At 46.4% G+C, this 11,981-nt stretch carries 12 protein-coding genes; 7 read left to right on the plus strand and 5 right to left on the minus strand.

What is annotated here, in order from left to right:
- The first annotated feature begins 1 nt into the window (after position 1).
- From B5D42_RS00245 to B5D42_RS00255, 3 genes are all read left to right on the plus strand, one after another.
- The gene (locus B5D42_RS00245) at positions 2-661 is read left to right on the plus strand and encodes a phosphatidylserine decarboxylase family protein (protein WP_078829416.1); all 660 of its coding nucleotides are present in this window, start codon (positions 2-4) and stop codon (positions 659-661) included.
- A 40-nt stretch (positions 662-701) separates the two neighbouring features.
- The gene (locus B5D42_RS00250; RefSeq protein ID WP_078829417.1) at positions 702-1,598 is read left to right on the plus strand and encodes a flavin reductase family protein; all 897 of its coding nucleotides are present in this window, start codon (positions 702-704) and stop codon (positions 1,596-1,598) included.
- Positions 1,599-1,691: 93 nt separating this feature from the next.
- Positions 1,692-3,074, plus strand: a complete 1,383-nt coding sequence (locus B5D42_RS00255; protein WP_078829418.1) for a Fic family protein — start codon at positions 1,692-1,694, stop codon at positions 3,072-3,074.
- Between the two features lie 15 nt (positions 3,075-3,089).
- Here the strand turns inward: B5D42_RS00255 and B5D42_RS00260 are convergent, their stop codons facing one another.
- Positions 3,090-3,785, minus strand: a complete 696-nt coding sequence (locus B5D42_RS00260) for a YjjG family noncanonical pyrimidine nucleotidase (protein WP_078829419.1) — start codon at positions 3,783-3,785, stop codon at positions 3,090-3,092.
- Positions 3,786-3,855: 70 nt separating this feature from the next.
- On the opposite strand from B5D42_RS00260, the gene B5D42_RS00265 reads away from it, so the two are divergent.
- The 3 genes from B5D42_RS00265 (at position 3,856) to B5D42_RS00275 (ending at position 6,558) form a co-directional block, all read left to right on the plus strand.
- The gene (locus B5D42_RS00265) at positions 3,856-4,554 is read left to right on the plus strand and encodes an SDR family NAD(P)-dependent oxidoreductase (RefSeq protein ID WP_078829420.1); all 699 of its coding nucleotides are present in this window, start codon (positions 3,856-3,858) and stop codon (positions 4,552-4,554) included.
- A gap of 103 nt (positions 4,555-4,657) precedes the next feature.
- Positions 4,658-5,515: a UDP-2,3-diacylglucosamine diphosphatase gene (locus B5D42_RS00270; protein WP_078829421.1), complete on the plus strand. Its 858-nt coding sequence runs from the start codon at positions 4,658-4,660 to the stop codon at positions 5,513-5,515.
- Complete coding sequence (locus B5D42_RS00275) at positions 5,512-6,558, plus strand: glycosyltransferase family protein (protein ID WP_078829422.1); 1,047 nt, start codon at positions 5,512-5,514, stop codon at positions 6,556-6,558. The genes B5D42_RS00270 and B5D42_RS00275 overlap by 4 nt, the downstream gene beginning before the upstream one ends.
- 123 nt (positions 6,559-6,681) lie before the next feature.
- On the opposite strand, the gene B5D42_RS00280 is transcribed toward B5D42_RS00275, so the two are convergent.
- Together B5D42_RS00280 and B5D42_RS00285 are read right to left on the minus strand one after the other, a co-directional pair.
- Positions 6,682-7,482, minus strand: coding sequence for a hypothetical protein (locus B5D42_RS00280; protein ID WP_078829423.1), 801 nt, complete (start codon positions 7,480-7,482; stop codon positions 6,682-6,684).
- 28 nt (positions 7,483-7,510) lie between these two features.
- Positions 7,511-8,515 carry a fumarylacetoacetate hydrolase family protein gene (locus tag B5D42_RS00285; RefSeq protein WP_078829424.1) on the minus strand — a complete coding sequence of 335 codons (1,005 nt, stop codon included), beginning with the start codon at positions 8,513-8,515 and terminating at the stop codon, positions 7,511-7,513.
- 93 nt (positions 8,516-8,608) lie between these two features.
- Here B5D42_RS00285 and B5D42_RS00290 point away from each other — a divergent pair, with 93 nt between their 5' ends.
- The gene (locus tag B5D42_RS00290; RefSeq protein ID WP_078829425.1) at positions 8,609-11,173 is read left to right on the plus strand and encodes a bifunctional glycoside hydrolase family 9 protein/polysaccharide deacetylase; all 2,565 of its coding nucleotides are present in this window, start codon (positions 8,609-8,611) and stop codon (positions 11,171-11,173) included.
- A 2-nt stretch (positions 11,174-11,175) separates the two neighbouring features.
- Here the strand turns inward: B5D42_RS00290 and B5D42_RS00295 are convergent, their stop codons facing one another.
- Both B5D42_RS00295 and B5D42_RS00300 read right to left on the minus strand, forming a co-directional pair.
- On the minus strand, positions 11,176-11,454 hold the full coding sequence (locus B5D42_RS00295) for a hypothetical protein (RefSeq protein ID WP_139366925.1): 279 nt from the start codon (positions 11,452-11,454) through the stop codon (positions 11,176-11,178).
- Positions 11,455-11,481: 27 nt separating this feature from the next.
- Positions 11,482-11,943, minus strand: coding sequence for an SRPBCC family protein (locus tag B5D42_RS00300; RefSeq protein ID WP_078829427.1), 462 nt, complete (start codon positions 11,941-11,943; stop codon positions 11,482-11,484).
- Between the last annotated feature and the right edge of the window lie 38 nt (positions 11,944-11,981).

Below are 11,981 nucleotides of genomic sequence, written 5' to 3' on the forward strand. Positions count from 1 at the left end.
AATGACCATACATAGAGAAGGATACAAGAGCATCGGTATTTCAGCGCTCATTTTCGGCTTACTGAACGTAGCCTCATTTACATTCCTGAGCGCCAGCATACCCTGGCTGGCTATCGTGATCTTTCTGCTTACGCTGGGATTACTGCTTTTCATCATTTCCTTCTTCCGTATTCCGAACAGGCAACTGACCATCGACGATAGCAAGATCATTTGTCCTGCCGATGGTAAAGTAGTAGTGATCGAAGAAATTACCGACGTTGAATATTTTAAAGACCGCCGCATCCAGGTGAGCATTTTCATGAGCCCGGCCAACGTGCACGTGAACCGCAACCCCATGAGCGGCGAAGTGATCTACAATAAATACCATGCAGGTAAATACCTGGTGGCCTGGCATCCGAAATCCTCTACCGAAAATGAAAGATGGAGTGTAGTGGTGAATAACCAGCATGGTGCGATCCTGTACAAACAGATCGCCGGTGCACTCGCCAAAAGGATCTGTAACTATACTACGGTTGGTCAGCAGGTGAAGCAGACGGATGAATACGGCTTCATCAAATTCGGCAGCCGTGTCGATATCCTGCTGCCGGTTGGCACCAAAGTAGACGTGCAGCTGAACCAGGTGGTGAAAGGCGGTGTTACCGTACTGGCCAGCTGGAATTAATCGCGCCCTTATTTTACCTGTTTACCAGAACTGATATTGCATGCCTACTATTCAACTTGCGGAATTAACGGTAGTGGAAAGACAGCAATGGCTGCAGTATGCCATAGCCCCGCGCCCGATCTGCTTTGCCAGTACCATCGATGCAAACGGCCAGGTGAACCTGAGCCCGTTCAGCTTTTTCAACCTCTTTTCTTCCGCACCGCCGGTGGTGATCTTTTCACCGGCACGCCGCGTACGCGATAATACCACCAAACATACACTGGAGAACCTGCACGAAGTAAAAGAATGCGTGATCAATATGGTCGATTACGATATGGTGCAGCAGGTAAGCCTCGCCAGCTGCGAATTTCCGCGCGGTGTGGATGAGTTTGAAAAAGCAGGTTTTACCAAAGAGTCTGCCACCATGGTCAGGCCGCCGATGGTAAAAGAATCGAAGATCAAAATGGAGTGCCGGGTCCTGGAGATCAAAAGTCTCGGCGAATCCGGTGGGGCAGGCCAGCTGGTGATCGCTGAAGTATTGTGCATGCACGTGGACGATAACATCCTTGATGCCGATGGTAAAATTGACCAGCTGAAAATGCAGCATGTAGCGCGCCTCGGTGGCGACTGGTACTGCCGCGTAGACGAACATAGTCTCTTTAAAGTTCCCAAACCCAATACCCAGCTCGGTATCGGCATCGATGCATTGCCCCAGGGAATCCGTAACAGTAGTTTTTTATGCGGCAATCATCTCGGCATGCTGGCCAATGTGCACGCAATGCCGGTGGTTGATCCAGCTTTTGAAGATGAACAACTGAAAAATATAATACAGTACTATTCTGTAAGTCCTGCCGAAATGGAACAGGAACTGCATCGTTATGCCGCAAAACTGCTCGATAAAGGATTGGTGCAGGAAGCCTGGCAGGTGTTGCTGGCGGGGGATATAGGAGTTTTCTAAAAGCCGAAAAACTGTCGCGAAAAAGCTTTTCGCGACAGTTTTTGATTATTTTTGTCGCGAAAAAGGTATTTTTTGTCGCGAAAAGCTTTTAAGATGAAAAAAAATACGATAATCGAAGAGTTTGAGAAAATACAGTCGGCCCTTCAACAATTTGAAAAAGGCGCATCTGTTGAAGAGATTAAGGCTGCACTTGAAATTACTTTAGAGCTACGGACGCTTCAACGGCGACTTTCAAAATTGCAGGCTAATGGAATTATTGTTACTTCTGGCAAAGGACGTTCTCTCTTGTATTATCTCGCCAAAGAACCTATTACTTTAAAAGATCAAAAGCAGGAATCCGAAAAAGAACCGCTTCCTCTTTCAGAAAAAGGGAAAAGAATCAGACATCTTGTTTCCCAACCCATTCAAAAAAGAAAGCCTGTAGGGTATAACTTAAATTTTCTAAAATCCTATCAACCTAATGTAGACAGTTATCTTTCTGCAGGGGAAAGGAAAATACTTCTGGAATTCGGTAAAACAGCTAGTCTTGACCAACCCGCTGGTACTTATGCAAAAGAGATTTTGCAAAGATTATTAATAGACCTTTCCTGGAATTCCAGCCGTCTCGAAGGGAACACATATAGCTTGCTGGACACGCAACGGTTGATCTCTCAAGGTCATAGCGCTGACAACAAATCTGCCGCTGATGCTCAGATGATTCTGAACCATAAAGATGCTATTGAATTTATTGTTCAGTCATCAGATGAAATAGGATTTAATCGCTATACAATCACAAGTTTGCATGCACTCCTCTCCAATAACCTTTTGGCCGATCCTGCTGCTTCGGGACGTTTGCGAAATTTTGGTGTGGGGATTACAAATTCAGTGTACACGCCATTATCAATCCCTCAACAAATAGAAGAGTTTTTTGAAATGATGCTTACAAAAGCACAACAGATTAATGATCCGTTTGAAAAGGCTTTTTTTATTATGGTACATCTGCCGTATCTGCAACCTTTTGACGACGTCAATAAACGAGTATCCAGATTAGCGATGAATATTCCTTTAAATAACAGGAACCTGGCACCTTTGGCATTTGTTGATGTTCCGGAAGAGGTGTATCTGCAGGGTATTCTCGGAGTTTATGAATTGAACCAGATAGAACTATTAAAAGATGTCTTTATATGGGCCTACGAAAGGTCGGCGTTACGTTATGCGGCTTTACGGCAATCCCTGGGCGAGCCAGATACATTCCGAATGCAATACAGAGATGAAATTAGAAAACTGATCTCAGATATTATTTCCGGAGGGCTATCACGTGCGGAAGCTATCAGGAGAATAGAAGCAGATTCACAAGTAATTCCTGAAAAGGATCGTTCAAAATTTATTGAAACGATCGATACAGAATTATTAAGCTTGCATGAAGGGAATTTTGCACGTTATTTTATTCGCCCTTCTGTGTTTAAGTCCTGGAAAACAGCATGGGATTCCGAATAAGTAACGCAAGGGTCTTTAGAATATCTGCTCAAGCTCCTTCAAATGCCTGATCTCATAAGTGGCTTTGATATGCGGCTTGATATTGAGATGATTCACGAAAATAGTATCCATGCCTGCATTGATACCACCCTGTATATCTGCATCCAGGTTATCGCCGATCATAATACTTTCGTTAATGCTGGCGCCGGTTTTCTGAATGGCATAATCGAAAATGTCTTTGTTGGGCTTAAGACTGTTGCTGCCTTCAGATGTGATCACTTCGCCGAAGAAGGGCAATAACCCGGAATGGGTAAGCTTGCTGAGTTGCACCGTTTCAAAACCATTGGTAACAAGGTGCATCTGGTACGATTTTGTTTTCAGGTAAGTCAGGATCTCGATCGTATACGGAAAAAGATTTCTGCGCGATGGCAGCGCTTCCAGGAAGGCCACCGCCATGTTACGCGAAAGCGGTTCATCTGCAATTTTAAAATCGAGGAGCGACAGCCACATTCTTTTCCAGCGCAGTTCATCCTGTTTGATGAAGCCTTTGGTATAACGGTCCCACAATCTTTCATTGTGATAACTGTAGCGTTCAAAGAATTCGTTGAAATCAGCAATACCCCTGCTGCCGAGGTCGTTGCTGTGAAAAAGAGACTGGAGGGTTTCCCGGGCATTGGTTTCAAAATCCCACAATGTATGGTCCAGGTCGAAGAAAAGATGCCGGTATTTCATGTGGTAAAGTTAGGATGCAGGGATTTATCTGAAAAGATAAAATCCGGTTTCTCCGGAGTAACTTTGTATCATGAACGTAATTATCACAGGCGCATCGCAGGGTATCGGCTTTGCGGTAGCAGCGGCATTCGCGGCGGACGGGCACCGGTTATTGCTTTGCAGCAGAAACGCAAAGAAATTATACGATGCGGTCAGTGAACTGCAGAAACGTTTCCCGCAGGCGGAGATCAAGGCGCAGCCGGCCGATATGTCTGTAAAGGAAGAGATCCTGGCTTTTGCAAACTGGTGCCTCAGTTACGGAAGCCCCGATATCCTGGTGAACAATGCCGGTCGTTTCCTGCCCGGCAATGTGAGTGAAGAAGAAGAGGGCGTGCTGGAAGACATGATCCAAACCAATTTATACAGCGCTTACCACCTTACCCGTCAGTTGATCAAGCCGATGATGGCCGCCGGTTCGGGTCATGTATTCAATATCTGTTCGATAGCCGCACTGCAGGCCTATACCAATGGCGGCAGCTACAGCATCAGCAAATTTGCGCTGAACGGTTTTACAAAAAACCTCCGGGAAGAAATGAAGCCTCATGGTATTAAGGTTACGGCCGTTCACCCTGGCGCTACCATGAGCGGGAGCTGGGACGGCTTCGATATAGACCCCAAACGTATCATGGAAGCAGCAGATGTGGCAAAAATGATCCATGCCGCGGCCGGTCTTTCACCGATGGCGGTAATGGAAGAGATCATCCTTCGCCCCCAATTGGGCGATCTTTAACATCGACCCCTAACAATTCCTTCACAAGTACGTCACACTAACTTAACGGCACGGTAACGTTGGCTTCATATGCTATCGGGAGTTTTGCTAAACCCCATGTTATATGGAAAGACGTTCGGTTGATGTTGTTGTAATGAGTGACCTGCACCTGGGCACTTATGGCTGCCATGCGCAGGAGATTGTCAACTACCTGAAAAGTATTCACCCGCAGATCCTCGTTCTTAACGGTGATATCATCGATATCTGGCAGTTCAACAAACGCTATTTTCCCATCGCACATATGCAGGTGATCAAAGAGATCATGAACCTGTTGAGCAAAGGCACCCGTGTTATTTATATTACCGGTAATCACGATGAAGTGCTCAGGCGCTACAGCGATATGACCATGGGTAATTTCCAGCTCACAGACAAAGTGGTGATGGAGATCAATGGTAAAATGACCTGGATCTTCCACGGAGATGTATTCGATGCCACCACAAAAGGTAGCGCCAAACTCCTGGCCAAACTGGGCGGTCATGGTTACGACCTGCTCATTCTCATCAACAGTTTTATCAACTGGTGTCTCAAAGCCATGGGCCGCGAGAAAATGAGCTTCAGCAAAAAAGTGAAGAACAGCGTTAAGAAAGCGGTTGCATGGATCGGTGATTTTGAACAGACCGCAGCTGAACTCGCCATCGAAAAAAAATATGATTACGTGATCTGTGGCCATATCCACCAGCCCCAGAAAAGGGAAGTGGAAACCAAGGATGGTAAAGTGGTCTACCTCAACAGCGGCGACTGGATCGAGAACCTTACGGCACTCGAATACGAACACAACGAATGGAAGATCTATCACTACGATGAAAAACAGTTCGCTGCGGCTAAAGCACCGGTGGTAACCATGGGTAAAAAGCTGCCGGAACTGAACGTGGTAACGGACGAGGTCGCTTTATTCCTTCACTCTTTAGCAGTAAAATCATGAAAATACTTTATTCGGTCCAGGCAACAGGCAACGGCCATATCAGCAGGGCGATGGAACTGATGCCCTATCTTTCCCAGTATGGTAAGGTGGATGTGTTCCTGAGCGGGAGCAACAGTCACCTTCAGCCCGATCTCCCGATCGCTTATCGCAGTAAAGGACTGAGTTTATTTTATGGTAATACCGGCGGGCTGGACTACCTCCGCATGTGGAAGGAATGCAGCCTTTCAAGGGTGTGGAAGGAGGCACGTCAGTTACCGGTTGAAAAATACGACCTCGTACTGAACGATTTTGAAAGCATCACATCGCTCGCCTGCCGGCTGAAAAAAGTACCGAGCATCGGATTTGGGCACCAGGCCAGTTTCAGAAGCAATGCAACACCGCGCGCTGACAAAAAAGACCTGATGGGAGAACTGGTGCTGAAACAATATGCCACTGCCACGGATTATGTAGGCCTGCATTTCAGGAACTATGACAATTTTATTTTCTCACCGGTGATCAAGGAAGATATCCTGCAAGCGGATGCGGCAGACGACGGACATATCACCGTTTATCTTTCTCACTACAGTGATGAAGTGGTGATGGCTGCTTTATCCCGTGTGAAGGACATGCGCTTTGAAATATTCTCCAAAAAAGTAAGCGCACCGCAGGTACACGGCAATATCACCCTCTATCCTGTAAGCAACGAGGGATTCACCAAAAGCCTGATCCGTTCGCACGGCGTGATCACAGGCGCAGGTTTTGAAACGCCAGCCGAAGCTTTATATCTTGGTAAACGCCTGCTGGTCTTACCGATACGTGGCCAGTACGAACAATTATGCAACGCAGCGGCGCTGAAAGAATTCAATGTAAAAGTGGTGGATCAGATCACTGCATCTTTTCATTATGATGTTTTGCAATGGCTGGCGGCTATTCCTTCAAAACAACTGGAGCTTTCTCATTCAACGTATGAGATCGTGCAACAGGCGGTAAATGCGGGGCGGAAATTGCAGGCGGGACAGAAAGATATTTTATTGCAGGAAGAGGATTTGTCGCTGCTTTACTAAACATTTATATTCGATAAACTTACCTTGCCTAACTATTAATCGAGGCTGTATTTTGATATGGCAAAGTGTTAAATGTTGTAATTATAGTTCTTCATGTTGCATAGTTCTTTATTGTCTTCATCGTTAGAGTATTATTCCCATTAGTGCTAGGGATAGAATAGCTAAAATAATTCCAAAACAACCTTTGTTTTTTGATAAACCATAATTTTCTTCATTATCTGTGGTCGGGGGATTTTTAAACGTTTGATTTTTTTTGCTGGTCGCTATTTTAAGTGCTGCTTCAAGATAATCACAAGCTGCTTTATAAGCTATTGTATTAGTACTTCCCCCAATTACTTCGCGCCCATTAGTCTGATTTATTTTTCCAAAAAAACGAATGTCGGCACCCGAATATCGATTTATTGAGCGAATTATTTTTTCATCTTGAACAACTTCGGCTGCAAAGCCGAAAAAGATTGGTTTTTGAGGATGAATTTCAAGATTTGCTTGTCTGTCATCAGTTAACCAACGGTAGACTGAAAATATAAAAAAGGCTGCCTTATTATTAATTGATAAGCTTTCAAAAATGAGATCATATAACGCCCGGTTGCCAATGTAGTCTGAAAAAATCAGTTTATAATGATTTGCATAGTCTATTAATTCTTGACATGGGTCAGAATCACTATCCAGTTTTTTTTGTATAATAGCACTGAGGTCTTGTTTATTTGCATTTAAAGGAATTTTAGCCCCTAAGTCAGTTGCATATTTTATTTGAGCAACACTCGGTGGCTCAGGTGGCTTTACTGATATTTCAATAGGTTCAATTAAGCCTTGGCTTATGGCGTTAAGGCTTGCTTCCTCGTCAGAAAGAGCAGAAAGCTCAATAGTTCTTCTTCTTTTTGTAGTTTGATGGATACCAGAAATAATATATCGTCTTATTTGCATAGTATCCGTTCTTTCTGAATTACACGTGCTATTTTTTTCTCGCAAGAATAGAAAAATCCGAATCTTCCTTCACGATCGTATTGGTAAGTGTTCCGAGACCATCTATTTCCATTTCCACCACATCGCCCGGCTGCAGCCATTGCTCCTGGTAAGCCGGATCGTTGAGTTTGCCGGTTCCGTTCAGTTCCAGGAAACAACCGGTGCCTACGGTTCCGCTGCCGATCACATCACCAGGGTAAATATCCACGCCATAAGCACAACGCTCCAGGATCTCTGCAAAGGTCCAGTCCATATCTGCAAGATTCCCCAGGCTCACCTGCACACCGTTCACACGACATTTCATTTCCAGGTTCCAGGCTTTGCCGGTATGTCCTTCCTTGCAGGGCACTTCAAATGGTTCCAGTTCATCCAGCGTTACCAGGCAGGGGCCGATCACGGTTGAAAAATCCTTGCCTTTGGCAGGACCAAGGTTCAGCAGCATTTCTTCCATCTGCAGTCTTCGGGCACTCATGTCGTTCATGATCATCAGTCCTGCAATGTGTTTGTCCGCATCTTCAGCCCTGATATTTCTTCCCTGTTTGCATACCACGATGGCTGCTTCCAGTTCAAAATCGAGTTTTTCAAAATGATCGGGCATGCAACGGATATCGCCGGGGCCCTGTATACTATGATTATTGGTAAAATAGAAAATAGGATACTGGTCAAATTCAGGGATCATATCTACCTTACGGTTCCTTCTTGCCGCTGCCACATGTTGTCTGAATGCATAACCATCCCGGCATGAATTAGGGAAGGGCACAGGTGCCAGTAATCGCATGGAAGCAAGTGCAACTCCACGCTGTTTGCCGATGCGGCCGTCAACGATCGCTTTATTTACTTCCTGTGCGATGGGGAACATATCGTCCCAGTAATGCAGGAACATATTCATGCTGTTAGGCAGTTCCGGGTGAACCAGGTCGCAGTCGAATAAATAATCATCGTGCAGGAAAGCCAGCTGGTCACGGCCTTCGTTCATATAACTGACAAGCTTCATTTGAATGGATGTTTGGGGGCGAAAATAACATAAAAACATGAGGCGGATAGTTTTGCCTCATCCACTATCTTTAGCAACCCTAACAATTACGCCATGAAATATGCTCTCCGTTTACTGCCCTGCGTTGTTGCGCTGGCCATCGTTCTTGCTTTCCGTTCAGGTAATGAAACAGCTTCTTCCTGGATTCGGATCAACCAGCTGGGTTATACTACCCAGGGTATCAAAGCTGCTGTATGGTGCAGCAAGCAGACCGCGCCGATCGATGTGTTTGAACTGGTAGACGCATCAACTAAACAGGTTGCCTATAAAGGCAGTGCCGGACGCGCATTCGGTGCGTATGGTCCGTTCCTGCAGAGCCACAGGCTTGATTTTTCTTCATTTGTTAAACCGGGCCGCTATTTCCTGAGAGCCGGCAAAGCGGAATCGCCTGAATTTACTATCGGTGATGATGTATATAAAGGCTCCGCCGATTTCTGCCTGCGCTATATGCGCCAGCAGCGCAGCGGTTACAATCCGTTCCTGAAAGACAGCTGTCATACACGCGATGGTTATACTTTATACGGCCCCATGAAAGACAGTACTTACGTAGACGCAACCGGTGGCTGGCACGATGCGAGCGATTACCTCCAGTATACAACAACATCTGCCAATGCAACTTACCATCTCCTCGCGGCATACAGGGATTTCCCGGGTGTGTTCGGCGATACAAAGACATGGAACGGACTGGATGGAAAGAACGGTGTGGCAGATGTGCTGGATGAAGCGAAATGGGGGCTCGACTGGCTGAATAAAATGAACCCGAAAGAAGGCTGGATGTTCAACCAGCTGGGTGATGACAGGGATCATAAAATGATGCGGATCCCTAAAGAAGACACCAATTACTATGGCCGCGGGATCGAACGCCCGCTGTATTTCGTAACCGGCAAACCGCAGGTAAGGGGTAAATTCATGAACGCAACAACAGGTGTGGCTTCTACTGCAGGAAAATTCGCCAGTTCATTTGCACTGGCCGCAGAACTCTATGCTAAAAAAGATCCTGCCTATGCTAAAATGCTGCTTACAAAAGCAGATGCCGCGCTGAAAGCGGGAATAGAAAAACCGGGCGTTGCGCAAACTGCATCGGTATTGTCGCCCTATATCTATGCAGAAGACAACTGGCAGGATGATATGGAACTGGGTGCAGCAGCGATGGCTTCGGCAGGTAAAACACTGGGTATAAAACAAAATTTTAACAGCGGGCAACTTACCGGCATGGCATACAATTATGCGCAGCAGGAACCTTTAACCCCCTGGCTGGGTACAGATACCGCGAAGCATTACCAGTGGTATCCGTTTGTAAATGTCGGCCATTACGAACTCGCCAGGCAGCTGAAAGGCAAACAGAGAGATACCGTGATCGCGTATTATAAAACCGGGATCGAGAAAGTGTGGGCGAAAGCAACTACCAACGCATTTTACCGCGCCATTCCTTTTATCTGGTGCAGCAATAATCTTACTGTTTCTTTCGCTACGCAATGTTTCTGGTACCGCGAACTGACCGGTGATACACGTTACACCGCACTGGAGCAGGCCAATATCGACTGGCTTTTCGGCTGTAATCCATGGGGAACCAGCATGGTGTACGGCCTGCCTTCATGGGGCGATACTCCTGTTGATCCGCATTCTGCATTTACGCATCTGAAACAATATCCGATAGATGGCGGCCTGGTAGACGGTCCTGTTTACACTGCCATTTACAACGGGCTGATCGGAATCAGGCTCACACGTGAAGACAGCTATGCGCCTTTCCAGAGCGACCTGGCAGTGTATCATGATGACTACGGTGATTACAGTACCAATGAACCTACCATGGATGGCACGGCTTCGCTTATTTACCTGCTGGCAGCAAAAGAAGCGGATGCGAAAAAGAAACAGGCATTGAAACCGGCGGCTACGGCACCATTGAATACGAATATGGTCCGTTCACACGGCGCGGTGATCCGGGGCGATTCTACACGCAGAGAAATTGCACTGGTATTTACGGGTGATGAATTCGGGGATGGCTTGTCAACGATCATCAATACCATGAATAAACAGGCAGTTAAAGGTTCCTTCTTCCTGACAGGCCGTTTTTACAATACATCTTCTTTCCGCGAGCCGATAAGGCAATTGTACCGTGAAGGACATTATATGGGGCCGCATTCCAACGATCACCTGTTGTACTGCGACTGGACCAAACGCGACAGCCTGCTCATTACCAGGAGCACTTATATTCATGATCTCAATAAAAACCTGGATGCCATGCGTGCTGCAGGAATACCGGATGCATCTTACCGTTATTTCATACCGCCATACGAATGGTGGAATGATGCTGTGGCAAAATGGAGCAATGAGAGCGGCATCCGCCTGTTCTGCTTTACACCGGGCACAACCAGTAATGCAGATTATACCTATCCGGAAATGGGCAACAGTTACAAAAGCTCGGAAACGATCCTTAATAATATCAAACGCATCAATGAAACAAGGCCCGGCAAGCTGAATGGCATGGTGCTGCTGATCCACGCAGGAACAGATCCGCGGCGCACAGATAAATTATACAACAAACTGGATGAACTGATCAGCTACCTGAAAAAGAACGGGTATAGTTTTAAAACGATCGACAAACTGATCGGCGAATAATATCACCAGCGGTCTTCTTCGGGAATGTCATTTTCATTTTTGCGGAAGGCCGCCCTGGATTGCAGTTTCTGCTGCTGCCTTTCGATGATGAGTGCGGCAATGATGCGGCCTGCATCTTCGCTTGGATGCTGGGCAAGCATGTCCTTCAGCTTGTGCTCGCTTACATCGAGCCGGTACAGGAGATTGAGCAATGCGGGAAAATCAGATGTTACCAGGTTGTTTACGTATTCGACAAGCGCTTTCGCATCCAGGTTTTCCCAGGGTTGTATTTCTGCAGGCATATGCAAAATTAAAGGCTGTAATGCCAATCACTGAAATATCGTTTCCGTGATTTTACGGCGGTATTCGAAAATATGCTGCAGCCTGCGTTTAACGAAAAGGCTATTGGCTATATCGCCCAGGAAGGAAAAAGGGATGCGGTAATGAACAATATCCGTCATCTCAACACCCTGGGGTACTTCCCTGAAATGATGCTGGTGATGCCAGAGGCTGTAAGGGCCGTAGCGTTGCTCGTCCACAAAATATTCCAGTTCTTTTACATGTGTGATCTCGGTCATCCAGTAAAAGCTGATCCCCGCTACCGGACTTACCTTGTACTCGATCAGCTGGCCGGGATAGATATGGTTTCCATGATAAAGGCTGATCACCCGGAAACCCAGGTCGGGTGGTGTAATGCGCGCCAGGTTAGCCGGATCGCTGAAGAACTGCCAGGCAACGGCGGGGGTTACCGGCAGGATCTGCACCTGCTTGAAGGAATAGGTCCGGGACATATAACTGCTTTCCTTAAATAACAATATTCGCACCAAAA

Source organism: Sediminibacterium ginsengisoli, assembly GCF_900167075.1.
Lineage (GTDB): Bacteria > Bacteroidota > Bacteroidia > Chitinophagales > Chitinophagaceae > Sediminibacterium > Sediminibacterium ginsengisoli.